The organism is Bhargavaea sp. CC-171006, assembly GCF_009761675.1.
Classification (GTDB): domain Bacteria; phylum Bacillota; class Bacilli; order Bacillales_A; family Planococcaceae; genus Bhargavaea; species Bhargavaea changchunensis.
In genome coordinates, this window is the sequence record NZ_QUZH01000033.1 from 93,784 (window position 1) to 118,413 (window position 24,630).

The following is a 24,630-nucleotide window of genomic DNA, read 5'->3' on the forward strand; positions in this document are numbered from 1 at the left end:
CGAGGGGGCAACCCCTCTTTTTTATTTGCTTTCGATTGATCAATAAGGAGGAAATCACCCATGAAATTCACGATTAATGGCAAGGAATTCGATCTCAGGTTTGGCATGTTGTTTCTTCAGGAGCTGGATAACCGCTACACGATGAAGGTGCAGGGCGGCATGGAGTTTTCAATGGGTATGAAGTTCGCCATCCCATACCTCAAAGCCGGCAATATCACAGCGCTCTGGAACGTCCTCTCAGCGGCTCTCAAGTCTCATGGCATCAAACCCCAACAGGTGGAGAAAGAGATCGAGCGCATCGCTGAGGCGGACGCCGAGGAAGGCACAGACAAGCTCGGGGAGCTTTTCGAGGAGCTGCTGGATGAGATGGGAAAGCAACCGCTGTTGAGGAAGGAATTCTCCCAACTGGAGGCGGCAGAGGCTCAAGTGAAAGCCGAGCAGAACGCCTAACCCTCGACAGGATTGTCATCAACTGTTTCCGCTATCTCGAGGTTCGGGATATGCGCGAAGTGGAGGAGATGACATTGAGGGAGTATCTTCTCCGGATGCATGCCTATCGCCTCAAAAGGATTGATGAAAACCGGAACATCCACCTGCAAGCCTGGCTCAATTTTCTCGCTACGTCGACGAAGGAGAAAGGATCTAAGCAGGTGCCGGTCTATCCGAAATTCGAGGACTTCTTTGATTACGAGAAAGAGCTCAAAGAGGTGGAAGGCGTGAAGAAAAATCCGAGAAATCTCCGCCTCGCAAACCTTGCCGCGAGTGTGAACGGGTGAGAAAGGAGGTCACACTATGGCCCAAACTTACGCGGTGGAAGCCATACTCAAAGCGAATACTACAGGTTTCGAGCAGGGTTTTCGCGCCGCCGCGGAAGCCGCCCGGAATTTCCAGTCCTCAATAGATAGGATTAGCACCGCTGGCATCGAGAGGGCCGGACGGGAGTTCCAGACAGCAGGGAACAACATGAAATCTGCCGGAAAGAGTGTCATGGGTATCGGTGCCGGCTTGACTGCTGGTCTGACCGTTCCGATCGTCGGTGCGGCTGCAGCCGCTTCTAAGCTCGGCATGGATTTCGACGATTCAATGGCTCAAGTATCGGCGGTCTCGGGAGCCACAGGGAGTGACTTGGACAAGCTCAGGGGTCTTGCCCGGGAGATGGGAGCTACGACTCGATACTCCGCTTCCGAAGCCGCTGAGGGTCTGAATTACATGGCAATGGCGGGCTGGAAAACGGATCAGATGATGGCCGGACTTCCGGCAATCCTGAATCTCGCCGCTGCTGCCGGTGAGGATCTTGGCGTTACTTCGGATATTGTGACCGACGCCTTGACCGGGTTCGGGCTGAAGGCAGAGGATGCCGGGATGTTTGCTGACGTTCTGGCCGCCGCGTCGTCGAACGCCAACACCAACGTCGCTATGCTTGGGGAATCGTTTAAGTACGTTGCTCCGGTTGCGGGTGCACTCGGTTACTCAGCTCAGGACGTAGCGGTTGCCCTCGGGCTGATGGCGAATGCGGGCATTAAGGGGTCGCAAGCTGGTACGTCTCTCAGAACGATGATGACAAACCTTTCGGCCCCGACAAAGCAAATGCAAGAGGCGATGGACGACCTCGGAATTTCCATCACCGACTCAAGTGGAGAAATGAAGCCGTTCGCGACGCTGATGGAAGAGCTTCGGACTAAATTCTCCACGCTTGACGAGGCTCAACAGGCTCAATACGCATCTACCATTTTTGGCAAGGAGGCAATGGCCGGCGCGCTCGCCATCATCAATGCCTCATCTGACGATTATGACAAGCTGACCACAGCTATCAACGAGTCAGAAGGGGCAGCGGCAAAAATGGCTGCGATCATGGAGGGGACACTCGGCGGAACGTGGCGAAGCATCCGGTCAGCGGTCGAGGAACTGGCATTGAAATTGTATGAACAACTCCGGCCGGCTTTGCAGGCTATATCTGACGCTATCCTCACTTTCATCAATTGGCTGAACACAGCATCGCCGGCCGTGCAGAAGGTCGCAGTTGCGCTCGGAATCTTCCTTGCAGCCATCGGTCCTCTTATTGCCGGGATTGGACTATTAATCTTTATCGCTGGCTCATTGATTGGAAATTTCGGGGTGCTCGCTACGAAGTTTGCGCCACTCATTGCGAACTCTGCTCTTTTGCGCGTCGGGTTCGCCGGTATTTCACGGGCCATCAGTTTAATTTTCGGGCCTGTAGGCGTTCTGATCGCGGTCCTGTTGTCGCTCATTCCGGTGTTCGTCCGGCTCTACCAAGAAAATGAGACCTTCCGGAACGTGGTGCAGACGGTCTGGTCTTTTATACAAAATATTATCACCCAGGTAGTTTCCGCAGTGGTCTCTTTCGTGATGGATTTGTGGGGCCAATTGGTCGCTTTCTGGAACGAAAACGGACAAATGATCCTGCAAGCGACACAGAACGCATGGTCTGTTATTTCATCGGTGATTTCCGTGGCGCTATCCGTTATTGCCGGGGTTTTCCGCGCGGTCTGGCCTGCATTGCAAATTATAGTATCTGTTGTCTGGTCCGCCATAAAGGGCGTGATTCAAGGAGCGCTAAATATCATTCTTGGATTGGCGAAAACTTTTGCCGGCCTGTTCACCGGGAACTGGTCGAAAATGTGGTCCGGAGTGAAGCAATTATTCAGCGGCGCCCTTCAATTCGTCTGGAACCTACTGCAACTGACCTTCCTCGGCAAGATGATGGGGGCTGTCCGGACGTTCGCTGGCCTGTTGCGCGGCGGGGTTAGTTCAATGTGGTCCGCGGTGCGTGGTATTTTCACCTCAGCGCTCAATTCTATTCGGAGCTTTTTCTCTAATTCATTCAACACTATGAAAAATATAGCGAATACGTCGCTCAGTACCATTCGCTCAACCGTGAGCAACGTCCTATCCGCTATTCGGAGTGTTTTCTCCTCATCACTATCGACTATTCTTTCGACGGTGCGGTCAAAGTTTCTCCAGATGGTTTCTGCAATACGAAGCGCACTATCAACTGCAGTTAGCACGGTGCGCTCGATGATTACCAACATGATAACCGCCGTCAAATCCGGAGCATCTCGGATGGTAACAGCCGGGAAGGATCTGATCCGCGGTCTCATCAACGGTATCAAGAACATGGGAGCTGCAGCTATAGGGGCCATTACCCGAGTCGTGGATGGGGTCATCAACAAGGCGAAAAGCCTGCTGAAAATCAAGTCTCCGTCCCGGGTATTTCGACAGTTCGGGGAATACACTTCGGAGGGATTGGCAATCGGCGTAAGTTCCGAGGCTGGAGCCGCTATTCGTGCAGTGTCAGACATGGCGAGCGGCATGACTAAGGCGTTTGTTCCAGACCTTGCGATGCCGGAGGGTGACTATGCAAAGCAGATTCGCACAATCAACAGTCAAGCCGAGCGACAGTTGACGGCACAATTTGATAGCGAACTAAGCGTCAGCCGTCAGCCAGCATACATCAGTCTCAGGATCGGAAGCGGTGACTTTGAGGCTTTCGTCGAAGATATTTCAAGATCACAGGACCGTATGACCTTCCGACGGCGGAGACGACCATGAGAGGGGAGGGAAACCTATGTATGAATTTACGAAAGTCTCAGAAGTAGCATCAGAAACAAGCAACAGTCTAATGACCATCTTTAACGGAGTGAACCTGGACACTGAACTTTCGGATTCAGCCGGTTTTTTCAGGACTCTCTCCGTTTCAGGGCGAGGCGTGTCGAGCAGGCGTTTGCTCATGAGTGAACAAAGCCTCCGACACGGATCTCGGGAAAGGGGATACTCGCTGGACGTTAGGGAGATAGTAGTCCGCTTTCAAATTAAAGACCGAACATCGGAAGGTCTGAGAGAAAGGTTCAACAGACTGAACGGCCTCCTTATCGGTAGCAAAAAGGAACTCCGATTCACTGATGAGGAAGCTTATTTCATCGGAACTCTTTCAGGGGGTGAAACTCCAGAGGAAACCTCGAATGACATTATTGGTACGCTCAATTTCATCTGTTCAGATCCCGTTAAGAGAAAGGCTCAAAAAGTCCTGCCAGTCACCACCACTTTTTCACCGTTCACCATCACCGGCCAGGATAAGACGCCGTGGATCAGCCGCACAACCTTCCCGGCTCCGGCGTCTTCTTATGTTCTCGAAACCAACAAAGGCGGCCGCATCGAACTGAAATACTCGTTCATTGCTGGAGACGTCCTGGAGATCGATTACGAAAAACGGAAGATCACGCTCAACGGGAAGAACATCCAGACCGCGATGCAGATCGTGCCGACGCGGTGGTTTATGTTGGTGCCGGGGGCAGTGGAGATGAAGGCGAGTCATGCGACTACGGTTGAGTACACGGAACGATTTTATTGAGGAGGGATTGGAATGAGTGAAAAAGAGGTTAATTACGAACCAATTCGTAGCGATATTTACATCGGATCTAGAAATGCAGATGTAGTTTGGTCAAGGGCAGAGGAGACAACAAAGCTGGACCGCATCGAGCGGAAATTGGATAAGCTCCTCAACCTTGTGGAAGGCAAAGAGCTTTCAGTGAAAATTGATGGTGCCGAAATCATTGATGCTATCACAAAAGCTGACCGTCTAAAACGAGCCCGGATTTAAATAATCAATTAGGAGCTCCAACTTGCCGAATCCATGGAGGAACGAGTGGAGCTCCTCGTTTTAATCTAGGTATGGAATCTAGGTGTGGAAAGGTTACAAGAGTGAATTAATTAATGACAAATTCGATTGATCTGATTTCGTTTACTTTTAGCGGGATCTGACCGTTAGAACCATAAACAACAACATCAGAATTATTTGCTTGAGTTGTTTTTAATTTTTCGAAAAAATTCTTATCGAAATAGTCTGGAACTCCGTCGATAATTATCGATTGTCCATTTTTTAAATTCACCCGGGTCTCTATTTTCATTATGTCTGACCACCTTTTCATTTTTATTGGAGTGAGTTGAATGATAAATGATTTTATCGACCTAACACAGGGACAACTATTGTTGAAATACTGGTGGCTTTGGTTGATTATCGTGATAATTGGCGTGGTAAATTTAAAGAAAAGTTCATCATGATAGACAAAACTCTGCAAAGTTGCGCCCTAACTTAGAGAGTTTGACGCTTTCAGCAAGCGCATTGTCTACGCCACCACCAACGTTCATATTACCTGTATAGACTTCGAGAAGCCCTAAGGTTCTAAACTTATTGATCGAAGCCAAGATGATATAAGGGTCATCAATGAAAGGAGATTCTATGTTGGAAACGGGAACGGCATGTTCTTGTTTGTATAGCAATACAAGCATCTCAATATCCAATTCAGAGAGAGAATCAAGTGCATCTAAGTAGTATTCTTCGTTCTGATAAGTGGAGCTATTTACACCTTGAATTAAAGCATTTATGAAGAAAGTCTTGAATTTCTCTTGTTTTATTTCACGAGCTTCCCTTTCAATCTTCCTGGACACCTTTTCAATCAACATGGAGAGATATTCATCGTCGTGATAGCTATTTCTTACAACGTCGGTGAGTTGTTCATCAAAACTTTTAATAGTACTAGCAACATCAGAATAAAACTTTTCCAGCCGTTCTTTTTCCTTTTTGGCTTTGGTAGAAGAATATACAGTCGCCAAACTTCCGCCAACGTAGGGGATTAAGCTTAAGCCTGCAGCAATAACGGTAACCTTGTTATCCTCTTGAATAATAATCACCTCCCTCCCGTCTGTCACCATTCGACAGCAGGATAGGAAATCCTTCAAGAAAGGAGGAAATCAGTGGAAGTTCACTGAATTGATGACTAAAGGAGGGGGACTATGAAAGAAGTTAATGGTGAGGTTTTTTACCATATCAATTCAAAGAGCAACCACAACCCTTATGATCTTTTGAGGATAGGTGACAAATTCAAAGTTGGAGATAAGTTAAATCCTTTCATGAAATTGTACGAAGACGAGGCACCACCACTTGAACTAGATCGGAAAGTATTATTTAATGCAGCAGTTTTCTATTGGCACTATACAAGGGAAATAACTCTTGAGCAGATCAGGCTATCGATTAACAATGAATTGCCTTCCAGGTTTAATTCCTTATGGGTCACTGATTACGATCGAATCCAAAGATGGCGACAGCAATTTGCAAAATCAGAGCATCAGGTTTTAGAACTCTCGCTGACCGGTCAAATCTTTCAATGTGATGCAGGTTGGGTTGAGGGCAACCCCATTCCGTTGTCTACTTTACGACAGAAAGCCGGGTATTACTGGTCTGGGGAAATAGTTAAGCCTGACAGCTTAGAGTATTTATTCGAAGGTGAAGCAGAAGTGATAAGAATTTTATAGCACTCGTTAGAGTGCTTCCTTGATTCTAAAAGAAAGGAGGAAACCAATGGAAAACAATAGTGTGGAACTATACATCTTCGGGCCGGACGATCAGTTGATGACGTCCATCACAGAAGAAACCGGACTATACGCAGCACGGTTCAAAGAGGGCATCAATCAGGTGTCCTCTTTCACATTTACTGTGGACGCCACAGCTGAAGCGGCCGCCCATGTAGTTGAGGAAAACCAAGTCGTGTTTCGTGACAAGGAAGGCGACTTCCGTCTATTTGTCATCAAGGAGCCGACGGACCGAGATGGCCCGGACGGACCGGAAACAGAAGCCGTCTGCGAGCCTTGGTACATGGAACTCAAGGAGCATATCGTCCTGGACCGTCGATTCGTGAATCAAACGGCTGACGTTGCGCTCAATGCGGCACTCGAAGGAACCCGGGCAACCGGCCGTGTGATCGGAGAGCTTGGTAGAGCAACTACAAACTTTTACCGTTTGCCCGCTATCGATGCGATCTGGGAGATCCCCAATGTCTGGGGCGGCGAGCTGAAGGATGTAGTTGAGTTTGACGGCAGCCGAATAAAGGCCCGGCGAATAGAGCTGCACATGCGGCGTGGCGCCGACCGGGGCAAGGTCTTCGAAATCGACCATGACATCGAGGAGATTGAACGTACCGTGCTGTCCTACCCGCTGACCGCGATGTACGGCTGGGGTGCGTCACTCGAGATTGAGGACGAGCAGGGAGAGCATACCGGCGGATATACGCGCTATATCGATTTTGCTGATGTTGAGTGGTCGAAGGCAAAAGGTGATCCAGTCGACAAACCGAAAGGTCAGAAATGGGTTGGTGATCCAGCTGCTTTGCAACGATACGGCCGGCTGCACAACGGGAAGCGTCTGCATAGGGAAGGACAGTACAGCAATCATGACATCGAGGATCCCGCGGAACTGCTCGAGGCCACATGGCTCCACTTGCAGGACGTCAAAGAACCGGAGGTCAACTATCGCTTGTCTGTGGCATTGCTGGAACGGTTGGCAGGCTACGAGCATGAGCACGTCCAGTTGGGAGATACTGCCGCTGCCATCGACCGGGAGTTTTCCCGGGAGATTGTCATCCAGTCCCGCGTCATTTCAATCGAGTACGACATCATCGATATTGAGGCGACGGGCATTGTGGAGATGGGACAGTTCCTCTCCGCCTATGAACAGAACCTCGGCCGTGAGATTGATGAAATCCGGAACGAATTGAATGACACACGATCCCGTGCAGACCGGCCTGTTACCAATGACCGGTTCCTGGACGTCAAACCCGGGACGCCATCCAATGTACTGGCAGCGGGCGGCTTTCGGGTCATCCAGCTCTACTGGAATTACGACAGCAACGTCAATATAGCTCACTACGAAGTCTACGGCTCGCAAGTCGCATCGTTCGTGCCTGATTCTCAGCACCTGCTTTACCGTGGGCGGACGTCAGCCTTTTCTCATGAAGTAAATACTGATGAAACCTGGTATTACTACGTCCGGGCGGTCAATCAACGCGGCACGCCGGGAGAATACAGTGTACGGGCATCCGCAGCTACTGTTCGTCTCCTCAGCGATGACATTTTATTCGGCGAGATATTGGCGGAGCATCTTTCCGACAACCTCGACATCGCTGAAAAGCTCGCACAGGATACAATCGACCGAATCAACGCCGGGCCTCTCGAAGAAGTCGAAACGGCCAGGGCTGAGGCGATCGAAAACGCAAAGGCTGCGCTTGAGGCCGCTAAGAAAGATGCGACTGAGAAGGCGAACACCGCCCGGTCCGAAGCGATCAGCGCTGCAGAACAGGCGCTAGAGACAGCCAGGGCAGCCATTCTTGATGCCGCGGCAACTGACGCCTACACCAAAGCGTCCGCTGCGCAGAACGCCGCCATAAAGGATGCTGAAAGGAAGATCTCGGCGGCGGAAACCCGGCTCAATACGGCGATCGGCGGCAAGGCGGATGCGAACTCTGTTTACACGATTACCGAAGTGGACAATGCCCTCAAGGGCAAAGTCTCCACGTCAACATATACAACGGACCAAAACGGCATTATCAACCGCCTGGACAATGCAGAAACAAGCATCGAACAGAACGCAACGGCCATCACGTCGAAAGCATCCACGGAAGTCGTCAACGGCATCGCCGGCCGTGTAGAGACAGCCGAGACGACGATCACGCAGCAGGCCGGGATGATTTCCAGCAAAGCCGAGAAAGCGTACGTTGACACGGTTTCAGGCGTGGCCAGCAGTGCGAAGACAACCGCAGAACAAACGGCCGAGGGTTTGAGGTCCAAAGCGGAGACAGCGACAGTAAATGCGTTGACCGGCCGAGTTGAAACGGCTGAGACTACCATCAGCCAGCATGCCACCGCGATATCGTCGAAAGCAGAGAAATCAACCGTGGACACTGTCAGCGGTGTCGCCAATAGCGCAAAAACCCTTGCCGAACAGACGGCCGAGGGTTTGAAGTCTAAAGCCGAGACAAAGACCGTGAACGCGCTCTCGGGCAGGGTCGAAACTGCGGAAAGCACAATATCTCAGCATGCAGGACTGATCAGCTCTAAAGTAGATGCAAAGTATGTAACTGGTGCAATCGCGGACCTTAACATCAACGACAGGAACTTGATTCGTAACAGTGGTTTATTCAAAAACAGACATGGTTGGACATCAGGTACAGTAGTCATGAAAGATGGTGTTCCTGTTCTTCAAACCACTGGCACCTTGTCTAACGTTGATGATCTTGCTCTAGAACCAGGCACAGAATATGTAATAACGATGGTATTCATGCTCAGCTTCGATTTCAATGCCACCAATAACGTCCCTAACCATATCTATGTACGCTATCCTGGAGAGTCAACTCAATCTGCAATGGATGGATCGCCAACGTTAATCGGCGGAAATCGTCTCTTGAAAGCAAACGAATGGCATACCGTATCTCTTAGATTCAAGACAAAAGCAGATACAACAAAGATTCCGTATATCAAGTATCATCTATATCCGTCGACGGTAGCAGGCACTCGGACGCTGAAATCAATCAAGTTGCAGAAAGGTAGCAAAGCAACAGACTGGACACCGGCTCCGGAAGATTTCCAAACTCAAATCGATTCGCACTCAACACTGATTGAGCAAAACGCCAAGTCAATCACTTCCAAGGCTTCTCAGTCTTCTGTTGATACGCTATCTGGAACAGTGTCGTCACACACCACGACGCTATCACAGCACGCTAGTTCAATTGCATCGAAGGCAGAAAAGTCGTATGTAGATACGGTGAGTGGAGTTGCAAACTCGGCCAAGTCTACTGCAGAGCAGACAGCGGAAGCAATTAAGACGAAGGTAGAATCCTCGACATTCAATGCACTTGCAGGTCGCGTAGAAACTGCGGAATCTACTATTACTCAGCACGCAGGTTTAATCAGCTCTAAAGTTGATGCGACATATGTCGATAGGGCTACATCAATCGTGGACGGCGATGTAGGTTCTGTGAAGATTTTCAAGGATGTTCTTGCATGGCAACAAAGTGCTGTGACGTTGACAGGTATGCTGGTTATCCGAACACCTATAACTGGACGACAGATGACCCATATGTCAATTTCGGGTTACAACTACCGGAATAACAATGCGGTCATTGACCTTGAAATCTCGTTCTACAATTTCACGACGTCAATCACATCGCACGGATTTGTGAGCAAAGGCTCAAGGGAAATCACGAAGGTCAGAGCAGCACGAGCCGCAGATGGTAGCGTTATACTCTTCATCGGTGATGAGACAGATACTTGGTCATACCCGCACATTACTATCGACAAAGTGAAGTTCGGATATGTTTCGACGCCTGACTCGTATGCCAACGGTTGGAGCGCTGAAATTAGTCAATCGATGCCATCCGATATAACTTTACTCACCAACTTGGGTGGAATGGATTACGGATCGACACTGACAAAGCATTCATCTGAAATCTCTCAGAACGCCATAGCAATTACTCAGAGGGTTACGACATCAACATTTAATGCTCTTTCCGGAAGGGTATCGACAGCAGAAGGTAAGATCACGACGATGGCTGGAGAAATTGATCTCCGTGTTACAAAGAACGGCGTCATCGCCGGCATCAATGTCACTCCTGAGACAATCCGAATAAATGGTGCGAAAATCCACCTAACCGGCCAGACGCTCATTGATGACGCCATCATCGGCACAACGGCCATTGCGAATGCGGCCATCACGAATGCAAAGATTGGGAACCTTGCAGTCAGCACCGGACAGATCCAAAACGGAGCCATTACCAACGCCAAGATTGGAAACCTGGCCGTCGACGACGCGAAGATTGCCAGTCTGTCCGCGACCAAGCTCATTGCAGGAACCCTGGACACCTCGAAGGTCACAGTGCGGGGTGGCAGCTCTACGTCCTACACGCGAATCGACGGACCTCTCATTGAATCGCGAGGCCAGTTTACACGGACCTGGCAGGGCAAGACCGCGACCCATGACGTTATAATGTCTTTCCGTGACGGCTACTTCAGGGCAAGCAACGCAGCGGCGGATCGGAATCTCTATTATTCCGATTTCGGAATTTCCACCTATGCGAGCGGAAACCAAGATGAGTCGTCCGGTACGATTGAGTTCTTCTCTTATGATTACCACCCAACGAGAAAAGGTTTGACGATTTCTTCCGTTGGCGGTGTCGCCGCGCTTCGCTCAGGTCTGGAAAAAGTCATCATTGACGCCTATGATCACGCCTATATCAGATCCAATCGGCAGCAGATCAGGATCCAGCCCCGAAATCACGTAGCAGGGAATAACACATTCACGATGCACGTCGTCGACAACGGCGATCCAAGTCTACAAGACGGCATCTTGTTCTTCGGTTCGGAGAGTAACCCGAAATGGTCATCCGGCCTCCGATTCAGTAAGCAGCTGAACAGCAATACTGTTTCAATCACGGATGGGGATGGCGGATGGGGTACCGGTAACCTTGAAGCCTTGAACGTCAAAGTCAACAACCGAATGACGGGAGCCATGGAAGCTCCGGTGGATAACGCCTTTATCCATGTCAACAACGCATTGAAGGTTGTAGACAAAGGAGCCGGAAACAGTCTTAGAGACCTCGAGGTCAGGAACGCTATCATGAACGAAGTGATCTTCGGAAGCCTGCGGACTGGCGACGTGAACTCCAACACCTATATCGGCGTAGGATCCTATGAACTCCGGGTGACTAATAACCAATTCTACAACGGAGGAAACACGGTTTACCGGGCCGTTCGCGCCTCGGCATTTAATCAGGGTTCATCCCGAGCATTTAAGACTGACATCAAGCCGGTCGATGACATCGGCCTTGAAGTCGTTCGGTCGCTCACGGTAGTCGATTATATGCTTAAAGAAGAGGCCGAAAGAGGATTGATGGACAGGCACATTGGCTTCATCGCAGAGGATAGCGCACCCATTGCGACGAGTGACAAAAAGGCTGTGAATATGTATGCCGTGTCTGCCTACAACACCAAAGCCATCAAAGAGCTGGACAGCAAGCATTCAGATTTGGAGGGTGAGGTTTCCATAATGAAACTTGAAATCCAGTATCTAAAACAAAAAATCAAGAAATTGGAGTGTGCATGATTATGAAGATTGCAATTGAAAACGGAAAGCTCGGGCAGGCGATCAGCCTGCTTTTTGATTTGCCTTTGAAAGGCAAGCAGTCTCGCCATCGGACAAAGTTTATCGGGAAGCTGAACGCCCGCCTGGAAGAGGTGGAAAACGACAGGATCGCATTGGCAAAGGAACACGCCAAGAAAGATGCTGACGGCGAGGCCGTTCAAACGGATGGCAACTTCGACATCGTGGATGTGGAGGCGTTCTCCAAAGACCTGAAAGAACTTTATGCCGAGGAGATGATCATTGAGGGAGGTGATGTCAGTGGGATGTTAAAGACGGTGAAGGCAATCCTGGAGGATTGCGATAAAGAGCTATCGGGTCAAGAGGCCTTTATCTACGATTATCTGTGCGACCAATTTGAAAAAGGAGTGGATGAAGAATGATTACTAACATCAATATTCAGCGCGAGGACGGACAGGTTACAGGTATTACGGCGTATGTATCAGGGCAAATGTTCCCGGGGTTGACGCTTAACGGCAGTATTCCGCTGGAGGCCGGTGAGTTTGGTAATTCGCTCGACCTGACTAAGTTGGAGGCAGCGGTGAAGCAAAAGATCATCAATCGTCTAGTGAGCGGAGATTCGCCGACTGAAGAGCAGTCTGTTTAAGGAAAATTAGTATTAGAGCGTCTAAACCGGGCGCTCTCTTCTTTGTTGAAGGGTTAATCACCTAAAAGCGATAGGTTAACTCAAAAAAATTCTTTCAATAAGATAAGATGTATAAAGGATTCCACTTTTAGGTGTCGAAATATGACACTTGAAGGGGGATCGTCCGATGATAAAAAGAGTATTTCGGAAAATTGCATTCGGTGATTGGGTAAGAATTGCACGAGGAACAATCGAGGAAAACGCCAGTTACCTGGAGATCGGGACGGATAACGAGGCCGTATTGTCCTTTCTCTGTCGTTGTAGGAGAAGCGGAGAAGTTATTTCGAATCCAGTTGTCTGGGTTGAAGAAAGCTATTCCGTCTACACAGGTGATTACAAAGTCATCCACATGGACGATCAAGGCACCGTATTGCGCAAGTTTAAATAGTAAGAAACGGCCTACGCAACATTTCTACCACTTTTGGGAAGGAATCCCTTCTTATTTGTCGAATTGTGACGCTGGAGGGGGGACTCCAATGACAGATATAGAATTTTGGAGGATTTCGTTTAACGATTGGGGTTGTAATGTAAACGGCACAATCAGGAGATCTGCAAGCAGTCTCGAATTGTTGACTAAGAGTGAGGAAGTTAAGTCGTTCCTTACCCGCTGCATGGAGACTCAAGAGGTAATTAGCAATCCTTTAGTACATGTTGGACAAGGCTTCTACTGCTATGCGGGAAACTACAAAGTCAGCCATGTTGACGAGGAGAAAATGATTCTAAGAAAGTTATTGAAGAAATAACTGATTTGTAGAGAAGAGCATCCATCTTAGGTGCTCTTCTTAATATTGCTTGAAGGAAAAAGGGAAGTAGGTGACGAAATGAGGGTAGGAACCAAATTAATTTGTCGACAATAGTGTCGTAAGGAGAACAAAAGTTATGAACGACGAAGTGCACAAAAAGCTAGAAGAGAATGAAACGACATATCTAGGAGAATCCCGAGAACGAATTAGGAGAAAACTTGAACTCCTACTCGAGGGTATTCCTGAGGGAATAGAAAAGGCAGAATCAGGTGACGCGGAATATGCTGCAGTCTACCTTTCGGCCATTGAAAAGATAATTGTCGCGATACTAGAAGAAGAAGCAATTGCATTTGAACGGTTCGTGATTAGGCAGGATTAGATCAGACCCATAGAAGGATAAAGTGAGCGTCCATGAGGGCGCTCTTTTCTATTGCAATGATTCTGAGTAAAGGGGGGAGAGGATGCCTGAAAAAGAAGGGAAGGATCTCTCCATGTTTGCAAGAGTCGAGAACCACGAAGAGCGGATTTCCAACCTGGAAGAGGCAGATCGTAAACACGAAGAGCGGTTCGTGCTCAACGAACAGCGCATGGATGCACTAGAAGGACAATATACCAAACTTCAAAACACCGTCATGATGGAGTCACGCGAGACCCGCGAACAGGTCAAGAACACTGAAGTGAAAATGGAAAGCAAGTTTGACCGGTTGTTTGGAGTCGTCGAGACTGCGCTCGGAATCGGGGACAGACGGGACGAGCGGAAACACGTCGAGCGCATGGCCAAGTGGGATAAAGTGTCGACTATCCTTCTTAAATGGGCCGGCGCCGGAGGGGTCATCTATCTCATGGCAGAACATTTCTTTTCAAAATAAGGAGGAAACCAAATGGATCCACGACATGCCGCCCTCGCGCGGCTTTTTGTATTGCTATTTTTAATCGTCAACCAGACACTCATCACACTCGGGTGGTCCCCGCTACCATTTGACGAGCAGGAAGTCGAGGCAGGCGTTAATGCCGTGCTCCTGGCCGCGGCATCGGTTTGGGCGTGGTGGAAGAATAGCCCAATGACACAGGAGGCACGGAAGGTGCAAGAAGAACTAGAACGCAGGAAGCGTATCAAGAAAGGGGAATGGTAAGATGAAAATCGTGGACATCAGGCACAAGACACCGCGAACAAACGGCACCCGGTTGCTTTCCCGTATCAAGAACATTGCTCGTCACCATTCAGCAACACCGACAGGGAGCTGGGAAAGCTTCTGGCCGCATTGGAGGGACGTCAAGAAATGGGGGACTGGCGGCTACCATGAAATCATCTTGAGGGATGGTACCATTCAGCTCTGCTACGATCCGGAAGAAATTACGAACGGCGTAGGAGGACAGAACAGCTACATCTACCACATCTGTGTCGTCGGCAACGGGTCCTTCACAGCGGCGCAGGAGCGAGCGTTTGAGGAGCGTGCCCGGTACTGGATGACACGCTTCAATCTCCCTGTCAGCGCTGTTAAGGGTCACCGGGAGTTCCCGGGGGCGAATACGACCTGCCCTGGAATCAATATGGATACGGTCCGTGCGCGGCTTGCCGGTGGAAATGTGACCCATGCGACTACACCATCCACGCCAGCAGTCAAGTCAGCGGTTAAGCCATCCACACCGTCTAATGGATCCATCGTGGACTACCTTAACAAGCAAGGCCGGGATAGCTCACTGGCGGCGCGGAAGAAGCTCGCGGCACAATACGACATTAAAGGTTATACGGGTACAGCGTCGCAAAACCTGCAGCTCCTGGGCAGGCTCAAGAGTGGGGCAAAACCGGTGGCCAAGCCTGCCCCGAAGGTTCCTGCCTACAATGGCGAATCCATCGTTGATTATCTCAACATGCAGGGCCATGACAGTTCCCTCTCTGCACGTAAACGCCTGGCCGAGCAGTACGGCATCAAAAACTACACCGGCACCGCTGCACAAAATACGCAGCTGCTGGAAAAGTTGCAGTCAGGATCCGCACCGAAATCCAAGCGGATCGATACAGACTCGATTGTCGACTTCCTCAAAGCGACCGGCCAGTCGTCCAGTCTTTCACATCGAAAGAAGCTAGCGGAGAAGCACGGCATCAAGAACTACAAGGGAACTGCCGCTCAAAATAAGAAGTTGCTGGATATTCTGAATAAGTGATACAATAGGCTCTGCAGCGAGTCTGTTATGGCAGAATTGACTGTGCGACAGCCGGTGACAAAGGTCCGTCAAAACCTGACAGCCCGGCTGTCGTAATACATAGTAAAGCGGCCTTCCCGGTAGTGGGTTGACCGCTTTCTTATTTTTTAAAGAATTATTTGTTTTATTCTTCGGTAATGCAATTTGCACCTCTGTTCTATATAATAGATATATAGAATGCGGGAGGTGAATGATGATGAATTCATATGATGCAACTATCATCGCAGGCTATATTGCACACCGCGCATTGGAAACTGGGAAAAGATTAACAAACCTGCAATTGCAAAAAATATTATATTTTCTGCAGGCTTATTGGCTTAAGAATTTTGATACCCCTTTGTTCTCCGATGAAATCCAAAAGTGGAAGCTGGGTCCAGTGGTACCAGATGTATATCATGAGTACAAGGTGTTTGGATCTAGTCAAATATCTTACATACCAAAGATATTTGACATTGATGCAGAGAACTCGACATTTAAAATTGTTAACTTTTCACCTAATATGGTACATGATAACGATCGTCGTATTCTCGAGCGCATCACCGACAACTTGAGTAATTATAGCGGGCGCGAACTCGTCAATATTACACATGAACATGAGCCTTGGTCAAAAGATGAGAAGAAGATTCTTAGCGGAGAAATGAAAATCCCTTATGACATTGAAGAAATAAAAGCATACTTCAAAGAAAATCCTGAAAAACTGGAGATTTGTAATGTATGATCTTATTAGTATTATGAGAGAGCTTTCATCTGAATGGATTGGAAACGACGAGACTAAGGTTGCGTCGTTTCTTTCACGTTTCAAGGATTTTTATAATTTCAATGAAAGGCACCAGTATAGCCAAATTACCGCATTTATTTATACCGGCATTAGTGACCCGGAAAGAGATCTCTTAGGAGAAAACCTACAATTAGTATTGGAAGAGGCAATTCTGGAAGAGGCACTCGGCGAGATAAGTGTAGCTAAGCAGATTGGAAAAATAATTGATCATATTAACTTAGCCGCAAGTCAAAAAACTTTAATTGAGAACCTCTCATACAATGCATTGGAATTAGTAGAACGGCGTGCGGAATCCTTGAAAACACAAGAAAAAAAGATTCAAGAGCAAGCAAAAATTTTGGATGATGAGATTAAGGACTTGAAGGAAAAAGAACGTTCACTTGTTACTCAATTTGTGACTATACTTGGGATCTTTGCTTCTATCATTTTCGCTGCATTCGGCGGTTTCCAAATCATATCTAATACAATAAACCATTTGTCATCCGATTTAAGAATTGGGATGTTAATGATTTTCTCAAGTATGGTTATGATAGGCGTCGTAGTCCTTCTTTATGTGTTATTGAATGGTATAGCAAAGATTACTGGCCAAAATTTCAGATCTTGTGGGTGCGACGGCAACAATAATGTTGACTGCGACCATTCAATGCTCGAGAAGTATCCTGTATTTTGCGTGGTACTAGTTATCTTGTTTTATTTCTTCTTCCTCGGTTTATCAGCTTTTGTTTTTGATTACGGTTTAATATTTAATCGCATTTTTGAAATTAATTTTATATCCTCTTTATTAAAGGTTATAGCAATAGGAATACTTATGTTGTGGCCTGCCCCGTTGCTATGGAAACACTTTTTCCCACGCAACAAACTAAAGAAAGAACGTTCCCGAGTAAAGTTTATTTATCAACTTCTTCTTCAAGCTCTATTAAAATTCAGGAATATATTCGGTTCTAATGAACCAGAAGACAAAATTAATAAAGATAATACTAAGACATCTCAAAATTCCCTTGGTGCAACTTCGGAGCAATCAGCGACTAATGAAGACTCTAATTCAAGAGAACAACAATAAGGAGTTGTCCAAAAGCTACTGATTCCTTCTGCTTACACAAGTTAAAACATTAAGAATCTGTAGGGTTTTCCGATGTTATCCGGAACCTGGTTTTCAAACTTGCTTCTATCACAATAACGAAAGCGGCCATTATGGCCGCTTTTCTGTTTGTCTGTCCACATGATATAAACGTCCCCCAATAACTCCCCCAAATGGTTGGTGTAAAATAAGCCCTTTTGGAAAACTGGCCTGCAGTCCAATTTCTTTAAAAACGCGTCATCTCAACGTCTCACTAAACACAAATTGACCCTTCAAATTCCGGCATTACTATATACCATATAGCGACAGGGTCCCGGGAATCTATTAATAGAGTTATATGGGACCCCTAAAATTCATTGTGGATTGGGAAACAATGCCCGTTCCGGCCAATGGGAATTCGCCTCGGCCGAGTCAGTTTTCATTTCTCTGCAAAACGAACGATTCCGTATTATGCTGCCGGAAAGGGAGGCGGAGGAGAAATCAGTGTTGACATCGTATCGGATTCGGATAAAATGAGGATTATTATAATAAACAACCAAGCGAGGATGGGGCCGGAGTAGCGCCGTCCGCCGAGCAATCAGAGAGGCAGCGGAAGGTGTAAGCTGCCCGGCGGACGATCTGTGAATTACAGCCCCGGAGCAAGGCGCCGGCATGGCGTTACCATGCATAAGCGGGGAAGCGTTTGCGCTTCCCAAGCCGGGTGGTACCGCGTTGATGGAATCAGCGCCCCTGCAGGATCTTCGGATCCGCAGGGGCTTTTATTATTTTCTGGAGGGATGAACAATGACGAACGAACTGATCGAAGACCTGAAATGGAGAGGCCTGCTCTACCAGACGACCGACGAAGAGGCGCTGGCCGAACTGCTGAACAAAGAAAGCATCTCCCTCTACTGCGGGGTTGACCCGACAGCAGACAGCCTGCATATCGGGCATATTGTGCCTTTCCTGACACTGCGCCGTTTCCAGAGGCACGGGCACCGTCCGATCGTGCTCGTCGGCGGAGCGACCGGCATGATCGGGGACCCGTCGTTCAAGGCCGATGAGCGGCAATTGCTTTCGGAAGAACAGCTCAGCCACAACGTAGCCGGCATCCGCGGGCAGCTTGAGCAGATTTTTGACTTCAGCGACAAGAATGCCGCGGTCATGGTCAACAACAAAGACTGGTTCGGCAAAATGACTGCGATCGACTTCCTGCGCGATTACGGAAAGCTTCTGAGCGTGAACTACATGCTGGCAAAGGAGAACGTCGCGACACGCCTTGAGACCGGCATCTCGTTCACCGAGTTTTCCTACATGCTTATCCAGGGCTCGGACTTTAACCATCTGTACGATAATTACAACTGCCGCGTGCAGGTCGGCGGATCCGATCAGTGGGGCAATATCACCACAGGCCTTGAGATTATCCGTAAAACCCATGATGAGCATGCAAAAGCATTCGGGCTGACCATCCCGCTTGTCACGAAAGCCGACGGAACAAAATTCGGCAAGACAGCCGGCGGCAGTGTCTGGCTCGATCCCGAGAAAACTTCGCCATATGAGTTCTACCAGTTCTGGATCAATACGGCCGATGCGGATGTCATCAAGTACCTGAAGATCTTCACGTTCCTCGCCAAAGAGGAGATTGCGGAACTGGAAAAGGCAGTTGAAGCCGAACCGCATCTCCGCAAGGCCCAAAAGACACTGGCGGAAGAAATGACGCGCCTGATCCACGGAGACGAAGCGCTGGCACAGGCCGAACGCATTACAGCGGCATTGTTCAGCGGCGACCTGAAAGCCCTGTCCGTGTCCGAAATGAAAGATGCATTCAAGGATGTGCCAAGCTTCGAGATGGCGAAGGAAGACAGGAACATTGTAGACCTGCTCGTCGAGGCGGGTATTTCCTCTTCCAAACGCCAGGCTCGCGAAGATGTGACCAACGGCGCCATCTCCATCAACGGGGAACGGGTGAAGGACCTGGATTACACGATCGGTGCGGATGACCGGCTGGACGACGCATTCACCATCGTCCGGCGCGGCAAAAAGAAATATACGATGCTCCGTTTTAACTGACCGGGAAACCCGTTGGGGGACCGCCATGCAGGGAGGGAATACCATGCTGAAAGACCGTCTGTACTATAAAGACCCTTACCGGACCGCATTTAAGTCAAATGTCGTCCGTGAAGGGGTGGAGGATGGCAGACCGTTCGCCGTGCTTGAAAACACGGTGTTTTACCCGACGGGTGGCGGCCAGCCGCACGATACCGGGAAGCTGAACGGCATCCGGGTGACGGATGTGGAAGAAAAGGACGGCGAGATTCGCCACTATGTGGAGGTGCCGCTGAATGCACTCATCGTCTCCGGCAAGATCGACTGGACACGACGCCATGATCATATGCAGCAGCATACCGGCCAGCACATCCTGACGGCTGCATTCATCGAAACGGCCGGCTGCCCGACAGTCAGTTTTCATCTGGGCAGGGAAACGGTCTCGATCGACCTGGATACCGAGCACCTGATCGACGAGCAGCTGGACGCAGCCGAAAAGCGGGCGAATGAGATCATTATGGAAAACCGGGAGATTGAAACCCGCTGGGTGACGGAAGGGGAGCTGGACCACAGCCGCCTGAGGAAAGCCGTCGCGGTGGAAGAGGAGATCCGGCTTGTCATCATCCCGGATTACGACTACAACGGCTGCGGAGGCACGCATCCTTATTCAACCGGCGAAGTTGGGCAGCTTAAGATTCTCGGAATGGAACGAATGAAGAAAAAAACACGTGTCCATTTTGTATGCGGCAACCGTGTTCTTAGACAGCTCGGGAAAAAGAACCAAGTGCTAAAAGAAGCGATGGGGATGCTGAGTGTACCGGAAGAGGAAACGGCCGAAGCAATCAGGCGGCTTCTTAACGCAAACCGTACGCTTGAAAAGCGTCTGCAGGAAGCTGAGGACAGACTGCTTGAAGCGGAGGCGCAATCCCTTATTTCCGGCGGGCGGTTGGTAAAGGCGGCATTCAGTGACCGTCCTATCACAGATCTGCAGAAATTGGGCAGAGCGGCTGTTGCAGCACGGGAAGATGTGATTATGCTGCTCGCTGTACGAAATGGCAGCAAGCTGCAGTTTGTCGCTGCACGCGGCAGCGAAGCCGGGTATTCCATGAAACAGGTGGCCTCTGCCGCGCTTGAAGCGACTGGCGGAAAAGGCGGCGGGAGCGATGCTTTTGTACAGGGCGGGGGAGACACATCCCTGACTGCGGAAGAACTCTTGGCCATCATGGCTGCATCCATCGGAGAATAAAGAATAGCCCCTGCGGGATTGGCAAATCCGCAGGGGCTATTTTTGTTCACTTTGCCGTACTGACCCATTCCGGCAGCCGGAGGTTTCCGTACAGTTCCGGATGAAGCATGTTTCCCAGTTTCAGTGCCCCTTCCAGCAGACGCGGCGATGGACGGCAGTAGAGCCATTCTTCCATGACATCGACCTGTCCATCACGCACTGCACGGAGTTCCGGCCATCCCGGACGTTTCATAAGCAGTTCCGGCCGGATCTTTTCGATATGGACACCAACCCATGCAAGCAGGATCCGGTCCGGGTCGCGAGAGGCGACATCCTCCCAGTCCGTCTGGATGCTGGCAAGCTCAACATCTTCATAAACATTTCGACCGCCTGCAATCCGGCTGATTTCTGTTAGCCAGTTGACGCTTCCGGGAGTGAACACCGGTTTCGGCCACCACTCCCAGTAGAGAGAGGGTCTGCCTGTTGCCGCCTCAGAGCGTTTCTTAAGATCATTGATGAAGTCCAGGTACTCCCGTGCAATCTGATGTGCCTTTTGTTCAATGCCGCATGCCCGTCCGACGGTGACCAAGTCCTCTGCAATATCCTCAAGGCTCTGCGGATTCGTAACGAGGTGGGGAATGCCGCGTTTCACCAGCTCTTCCACGTTTCGCTCCATTCCGGGGACGCTGAGCGAAGCGAGGACAAGATCCGGTCCGAGCGCTTCCAGCCCTTCCATGTTGATCGACAAATCCGGTCCGAGCTTCGGCAGTTCTGATACGGCCGGCGGCCAGTCGGAAAAGTCATCCACGCCTGCAAGCTGTCCGTCCAGACCGAGGTAAGCGAGTAATTCCGTATTGCTCGGGCAAATGGAAACAAGTTTCAATGCAACCCCTCCGTTCAGATAAACCGATTGTAACAGACAATTGGAATCACCCACCAGGCGAGTCGCAACCAATGGGGTGCTGAATTCCCACCAAGCCCCTGTTGAGTCGCAACCATGAGGTTCTGAATCCCTACCAAGCGGCGCTGAATCAAAACTAACGCCGTCCGGCCTCATCATCGACGCCGACGGCAATCCCCGTATGAATACAAAAAAGCTGCAGACAAGGAGGAGAACCTCGCTTTGTCTGCAGCCTGTAAGAGCTGATTAGCGGTTGTAGAATTCAACGATCAGCGCTTCGTTGATCTCTGCAGGAAGTTCGCTGCGCTCAGGAAGGCGGACGAATGTGCCTTTCTTTGCTTCCGCATCGAATGTCACGTAGTCAGGAACGAAGTTTGTCGCTTCGATCGCTTCGTTGACAGCCGACAGGTTCTGGGAACGCTCGCGGAGCGCGATTTCCTGACCAGGCGCTACGCGGTACGACGGGATGTCGACGCGCTTGCCGTCAACGAGGACGTGGCCGTGGTTGACGAGCTGACGTGCCTGGCGGCGTGTGCGGGCAAGGCCCATGCGGTACACGACGTTGTCGAGGCGTGTTTCAAGCAGGATCATGAAGTTTTCGCCGTGCTTACCAGGCATCTTGCCTGCACGGAGGAAGAGTGTGTGGAATTGGCGTTCGTTGACACCGTACATGTGACGGAGTTTTTGCTTCTCTTGAAGCTGCATGCCGTATTCCGAGAGTTTCTTACGCTGGTTCGGGCCGTGCGGGCCTGGAGCGTAAGGACGTTTTTCGATTTCTTTGCCCGTACCGCTCAGGGAAATACCGAGGCGGCGGGAGATTTTCCAAGATGGACCTGTGTAGCGAGCCATGGATGACTCCTCCTCTTAAGTTGGTTTTATTTTGAGTAAAATAAAAACCAGATGTGTTCAAACACGGTGCCATTTCATCATCTTGCACCTTCGCCCCAGCAGCCAAGGGTTACGCGATGCACCGTTTACCCGGACATTGTCCAGCGTAAAGGGATAAAATGATCAGCCTTGCTCACACAACTGCTGCGTTTATTTTACACAACGAATATCATATAACGCATGCAAAAGGAAGTCAAGGGACAAGGGCAGTTTCCTTTTCGTCCGCCGCAAGATATAATAGTAGAAAATGATAACGCTTTCAAACAGGAGGGGCAGCGATGAACAAGAAGGTACACCGGGATACACTCATTATCCACGAAGGGCATGATCCGCATGACCATCAGGACAGCCTGGCCGTTCCGCTTTATCAGACGTCTACCTATGTATTTCCCGATGCGGCTACCGGGGCAGCCCGTTTTGCCGGTGAGCAGGAAGGCAACATTTACTCGAGGCTGACGAACCCGACCGTAAAAGTACTGGAAGAGCGGATCGCCTCACTGGAAAAAGGAGCCGGCGCACTGGCATTCGGATCGGGCATGGCGGCGGTCAGCGCCGCGCTTGTCCACACGACGAAGGCCGGCGACCATATACTTTGCTCGAGAGGGATATACGGTTGCACATTCGGCCTCCTGAACATCATGGAAGAAAAGTACGGCATCACCCATGATCTGATTCCGATGAAGAGCGAAGAGGAGATCGAGCGGCATGTCCGGCCGGAGACAGCCGTCATTTATGTGGAAACACCGGTAAACCCTACGATGGAAGTGGCCGACCTCCGTGCTGCCGTCAACGTCGCCCGTCGACATGGCCTCAAAGTCATCGTGGACAACACGTTCTGCTCACCGTATATCCAGAACCCGATTGAATTTGGCGTGGATTTTGTTCTCCACAGTGCAACCAAATATATCAATGGCCATGGTGATGTCATCGCCGGCCTGCTGATCGGGGCGGATGAAGAGGAGATCGCCAAAATCCGGATGACCGTCCAGAAAGACTACGGCGGTATCATCTCCCCGTTCGATGCGTGGCTCATGATCCGCGGCCTGAAGACGCTGGCCGTCCGCATGGAGCGCCACACTTCCAATGCCGAGGCGGTCATCGGGTACCTGAAGACGGTCCCTGCAGTCAGGGAAGTGCACTACCCGCTCGATCCCGATCATCCGGACGTGGAGATTGCGAAGCGGCAGATGAATGCAGGCGGAGGGATTTTCTCCTTTACTCTGGACGGTGGCGTGGAGGAAGTGCAGATCTTCCTGGATGAACTCCGGCTCGTCAAACTGGCAGTGAGTCTGGGAGATGCAGAGTCGCTGATCCAGCACCCGGCCTCGATGACACACTCGCCGGTGCCGGAAGAAGAGCGGAAAGAAATGGGCATCAATGATTCAATGATCCGTTTTTCCGCGGGCCTTGAGCATCCGGACGATATCATCGCTGACCTGGATGCGGCCTTCAAAGCCCTTAAAAAGCGGACTCCGGCAACCGCAACCGAATAACCACATCAAGAAAAGGACAGCACGGCTATTGGCCGGCTGTCCTTGTTTTGTCCATCAGGGCGAGATTTCTTATTTCAGATGTTTCTCAAGCACGCCGACGAACTTTTCGAGTCCGCGGGCGTCCTCTTCCGAGAAGCGTGCCAGCTCAGGGCTGTCGATATCAAGGACCCCGAATACACGGTCATTCACGATGACCGGCACGACTACCTCCGAGCGGGAGGCGGCATCGCACGCGATATGTCCCGGGAAGGCATGGACGTCTTCCACCAGCTGAGTTTTGCGTTCCTGGGCGGCTGTTCCGCAAACCCCTTTTCCGAGAGCAATCCGCACACATGCCGGAAGCCCCTGGAAAGGACCGAGGACGAGCTCATCTTCTCCGTCCATAACGTAGAAGCCGACCCAGTTGGTGCGGCCGAGAAACTGGTTAAGGAGGGCGGAGGCGTTTGCGAGGTTTGCCATGGCGTTGTTTTCGCCTTCGAGCAGTGCATCAAGCTGCCTGCACAGCAGATCGTAGTTTTCCTGCAGGGTACCTTCATATTGTTGTTGAGTGAACACGGTAAATCTCTCCTTTCAGGGAAAGGCTCCCTGAGATGTGTGATGAACGATGGCGAATCATGCAATTTCTTGCGAAAAACAACGGCATAATCCCGTGAAACATGATACTA

Annotated in this window: 23 protein-coding genes; 19 read left to right on the top strand and 4 right to left on the bottom strand. The window is 50.0% G+C overall.

Features of this window, described 5'->3' with window-relative positions:
* Nucleotides 1-60: 60 nt before the first annotated feature.
* From DZC51_RS15395 to DZC51_RS15415, 5 genes are read left to right on the top strand one after another with little or no spacing between them, the layout of a single operon-like run.
* Nucleotides 61-450 (top strand): tail assembly chaperone, encoded by a 390-nt coding sequence (locus DZC51_RS15395; RefSeq protein WP_157297370.1) that lies wholly within the window; start codon nucleotides 61-63, stop codon nucleotides 448-450.
* A 50-nt stretch (nucleotides 451-500) separates the two neighbouring features.
* Nucleotides 501-776, top strand: coding sequence for a hypothetical protein (locus DZC51_RS15400; RefSeq protein WP_157297371.1), 276 nt, complete (start codon nucleotides 501-503; stop codon nucleotides 774-776).
* 16 nt (nucleotides 777-792) lie between these two features.
* The gene (locus DZC51_RS15405; RefSeq protein ID WP_157297372.1) at nucleotides 793-3,570 is read left to right on the top strand and encodes a phage tail tape measure protein; all 2,778 of its coding nucleotides are present in this window, start codon (nucleotides 793-795) and stop codon (nucleotides 3,568-3,570) included.
* A 16-nt stretch (nucleotides 3,571-3,586) separates the two neighbouring features.
* Nucleotides 3,587-4,369, top strand: a complete 783-nt coding sequence (locus DZC51_RS15410; RefSeq protein WP_157297373.1) for a distal tail protein Dit — start codon at nucleotides 3,587-3,589, stop codon at nucleotides 4,367-4,369.
* Nucleotides 4,370-4,381: 12 nt separating this feature from the next.
* Nucleotides 4,382-4,618, top strand: a complete 237-nt coding sequence (locus DZC51_RS15415; protein ID WP_157297374.1) for a hypothetical protein — start codon at nucleotides 4,382-4,384, stop codon at nucleotides 4,616-4,618.
* A gap of 455 nt (nucleotides 4,619-5,073) precedes the next feature.
* Here DZC51_RS15415 and DZC51_RS15425 read toward each other — a convergent pair whose 3' ends face one another.
* Complete coding sequence (locus DZC51_RS15425; RefSeq protein WP_157297376.1) at nucleotides 5,074-5,709, bottom strand: hypothetical protein; 636 nt, start codon at nucleotides 5,707-5,709, stop codon at nucleotides 5,074-5,076.
* Nucleotides 5,710-5,811: 102 nt separating this feature from the next.
* Between DZC51_RS15425 and DZC51_RS15430 the strand changes: the two genes are divergently transcribed.
* The 13 genes from DZC51_RS15430 to DZC51_RS15490 all read left to right on the top strand — a co-directional run bounded on the left by DZC51_RS15430 (nucleotide 5,812) and on the right by DZC51_RS15490 (nucleotide 20,704).
* Nucleotides 5,812-6,330: a DUF2441 domain-containing protein gene (locus tag DZC51_RS15430; RefSeq protein WP_157297377.1), complete on the top strand. Its 519-nt coding sequence runs from the start codon at nucleotides 5,812-5,814 to the stop codon at nucleotides 6,328-6,330.
* 46 nt (nucleotides 6,331-6,376) lie between these two features.
* A complete protein-coding gene (locus DZC51_RS15435) occupies nucleotides 6,377-11,947 on the top strand; it encodes a phage tail protein (RefSeq protein ID WP_157297378.1) in 5,571 nt (1,856 codons plus the stop codon).
* A 2-nt stretch (nucleotides 11,948-11,949) separates the two neighbouring features.
* The gene (locus tag DZC51_RS15440; RefSeq protein WP_157297379.1) at nucleotides 11,950-12,366 is read left to right on the top strand and encodes a DUF1617 family protein; all 417 of its coding nucleotides are present in this window, start codon (nucleotides 11,950-11,952) and stop codon (nucleotides 12,364-12,366) included.
* Nucleotides 12,363-12,590 carry a hypothetical protein gene (locus tag DZC51_RS15445; RefSeq protein ID WP_157297380.1) on the top strand — a complete coding sequence of 76 codons (228 nt, stop codon included), beginning with the start codon at nucleotides 12,363-12,365 and terminating at the stop codon, nucleotides 12,588-12,590. The genes DZC51_RS15440 and DZC51_RS15445 overlap by 4 nt, the downstream gene beginning before the upstream one ends.
* A 515-nt stretch (nucleotides 12,591-13,105) precedes the next feature.
* Entirely contained in the window at nucleotides 13,106-13,372 is a 267-nt protein-coding gene (locus tag DZC51_RS15450; RefSeq protein WP_157297381.1) for a hypothetical protein, read from the top strand.
* 136 nt (nucleotides 13,373-13,508) lie between these two features.
* Entirely contained in the window at nucleotides 13,509-13,751 is a 243-nt protein-coding gene (locus DZC51_RS15455) for a hypothetical protein (RefSeq protein ID WP_157297382.1), read from the top strand.
* An 82-nt stretch (nucleotides 13,752-13,833) separates the two neighbouring features.
* Entirely contained in the window at nucleotides 13,834-14,241 is a 408-nt protein-coding gene (locus DZC51_RS15460; RefSeq protein ID WP_157297383.1) for a hypothetical protein, read from the top strand.
* Nucleotides 14,242-14,253: 12 nt separating this feature from the next.
* Nucleotides 14,254-14,505, top strand: a complete 252-nt coding sequence (locus DZC51_RS15465; protein ID WP_157297384.1) for a phage holin — start codon at nucleotides 14,254-14,256, stop codon at nucleotides 14,503-14,505.
* Nucleotide 14,506: 1 nt separating this feature from the next.
* Nucleotides 14,507-15,538, top strand: coding sequence for an N-acetylmuramoyl-L-alanine amidase (locus tag DZC51_RS16235; RefSeq protein WP_198304138.1), 1,032 nt, complete (start codon nucleotides 14,507-14,509; stop codon nucleotides 15,536-15,538).
* A 235-nt stretch (nucleotides 15,539-15,773) separates the two neighbouring features.
* Nucleotides 15,774-16,295: a Panacea domain-containing protein gene (locus DZC51_RS15475; protein ID WP_157297385.1), complete on the top strand. Its 522-nt coding sequence runs from the start codon at nucleotides 15,774-15,776 to the stop codon at nucleotides 16,293-16,295.
* Nucleotides 16,288-17,415, top strand: a complete 1,128-nt coding sequence (locus DZC51_RS15480) for a hypothetical protein (protein WP_157297386.1) — start codon at nucleotides 16,288-16,290, stop codon at nucleotides 17,413-17,415. The genes DZC51_RS15475 and DZC51_RS15480 overlap by 8 nt, the downstream gene beginning before the upstream one ends.
* Before the next feature lie 801 nt (nucleotides 17,416-18,216).
* Entirely contained in the window at nucleotides 18,217-19,482 is a 1,266-nt protein-coding gene (gene tyrS / locus DZC51_RS15485; RefSeq protein WP_157297387.1) for a tyrosine--tRNA ligase, read from the top strand.
* A gap of 43 nt (nucleotides 19,483-19,525) precedes the next feature.
* Nucleotides 19,526-20,704, top strand: coding sequence for an alanyl-tRNA editing protein (locus DZC51_RS15490; RefSeq protein WP_198304139.1), 1,179 nt, complete (start codon nucleotides 19,526-19,528; stop codon nucleotides 20,702-20,704).
* A gap of 46 nt (nucleotides 20,705-20,750) precedes the next feature.
* Here DZC51_RS15490 and DZC51_RS15495 read toward each other — a convergent pair whose 3' ends face one another.
* Together DZC51_RS15495 and rpsD are read right to left on the bottom strand one after the other, a co-directional pair.
* Nucleotides 20,751-21,566, bottom strand: coding sequence for a cobalamin-binding protein (locus DZC51_RS15495; protein ID WP_157297388.1), 816 nt, complete (start codon nucleotides 21,564-21,566; stop codon nucleotides 20,751-20,753).
* Nucleotides 21,567-21,830: 264 nt separating this feature from the next.
* The gene (rpsD, locus tag DZC51_RS15500) at nucleotides 21,831-22,433 is read right to left on the bottom strand and encodes a 30S ribosomal protein S4 (RefSeq protein WP_157297389.1); all 603 of its coding nucleotides are present in this window, start codon (nucleotides 22,431-22,433) and stop codon (nucleotides 21,831-21,833) included.
* Between the two features lie 317 nt (nucleotides 22,434-22,750).
* On the opposite strand from rpsD, the gene megL reads away from it, so the two are divergent.
* Nucleotides 22,751-23,965: a methionine gamma-lyase gene (gene megL / locus DZC51_RS15505; protein WP_157297390.1), complete on the top strand. Its 1,215-nt coding sequence runs from the start codon at nucleotides 22,751-22,753 to the stop codon at nucleotides 23,963-23,965.
* 69 nt (nucleotides 23,966-24,034) lie between these two features.
* Here megL and DZC51_RS15510 read toward each other — a convergent pair whose 3' ends face one another.
* A complete protein-coding gene (locus DZC51_RS15510; protein WP_157297391.1) occupies nucleotides 24,035-24,520 on the bottom strand; it encodes a GAF domain-containing protein in 486 nt (161 codons plus the stop codon).
* Nucleotides 24,521-24,630 lie beyond the last annotated feature (110 nt).

Coding starts and splice junctions, on each gene's coding strand:
- DZC51_RS15395 (WP_157297370.1), top strand. CDS start 61: ATGAAATTCACGATTAATGGCAAGGAATTCGATCTCAGGTTTGGCATG.
- DZC51_RS15400 (WP_157297371.1), top strand. CDS start 501: ATGCGCGAAGTGGAGGAGATGACATTGAGGGAGTATCTTCTCCGGATG.
- DZC51_RS15405 (WP_157297372.1), top strand. CDS start 793: ATGGCCCAAACTTACGCGGTGGAAGCCATACTCAAAGCGAATACTACA.
- DZC51_RS15410 (WP_157297373.1), top strand. CDS start 3,587: ATGTATGAATTTACGAAAGTCTCAGAAGTAGCATCAGAAACAAGCAAC.
- DZC51_RS15415 (WP_157297374.1), top strand. CDS start 4,382: ATGAGTGAAAAAGAGGTTAATTACGAACCAATTCGTAGCGATATTTAC.
- DZC51_RS15430 (WP_157297377.1), top strand. CDS start 5,812: ATGAAAGAAGTTAATGGTGAGGTTTTTTACCATATCAATTCAAAGAGC.
- DZC51_RS15435 (WP_157297378.1), top strand. CDS start 6,377: ATGGAAAACAATAGTGTGGAACTATACATCTTCGGGCCGGACGATCAG.
- DZC51_RS15440 (WP_157297379.1), top strand. CDS start 11,950: ATGAAGATTGCAATTGAAAACGGAAAGCTCGGGCAGGCGATCAGCCTG.
- DZC51_RS15445 (WP_157297380.1), top strand. CDS start 12,363: ATGATTACTAACATCAATATTCAGCGCGAGGACGGACAGGTTACAGGT.
- DZC51_RS15450 (WP_157297381.1), top strand. CDS start 13,106: ATGACAGATATAGAATTTTGGAGGATTTCGTTTAACGATTGGGGTTGT.
- DZC51_RS15455 (WP_157297382.1), top strand. CDS start 13,509: ATGAACGACGAAGTGCACAAAAAGCTAGAAGAGAATGAAACGACATAT.
- DZC51_RS15460 (WP_157297383.1), top strand. CDS start 13,834: ATGCCTGAAAAAGAAGGGAAGGATCTCTCCATGTTTGCAAGAGTCGAG.
- DZC51_RS15465 (WP_157297384.1), top strand. CDS start 14,254: ATGGATCCACGACATGCCGCCCTCGCGCGGCTTTTTGTATTGCTATTT.
- DZC51_RS16235 (WP_198304138.1), top strand. CDS start 14,507: ATGAAAATCGTGGACATCAGGCACAAGACACCGCGAACAAACGGCACC.
- DZC51_RS15475 (WP_157297385.1), top strand. CDS start 15,774: ATGAATTCATATGATGCAACTATCATCGCAGGCTATATTGCACACCGC.
- DZC51_RS15480 (WP_157297386.1), top strand. CDS start 16,288: ATGTATGATCTTATTAGTATTATGAGAGAGCTTTCATCTGAATGGATT.
- tyrS (WP_157297387.1), top strand. CDS start 18,217: ATGACGAACGAACTGATCGAAGACCTGAAATGGAGAGGCCTGCTCTAC.
- DZC51_RS15490 (WP_198304139.1), top strand. CDS start 19,526: ATGCTGAAAGACCGTCTGTACTATAAAGACCCTTACCGGACCGCATTT.
- rpsD (WP_157297389.1), bottom strand. CDS start 22,433: ATGGCTCGCTACACAGGTCCATCTTGGAAAATCTCCCGCCGCCTCGGT.
- megL (WP_157297390.1), top strand. CDS start 22,751: ATGAACAAGAAGGTACACCGGGATACACTCATTATCCACGAAGGGCAT.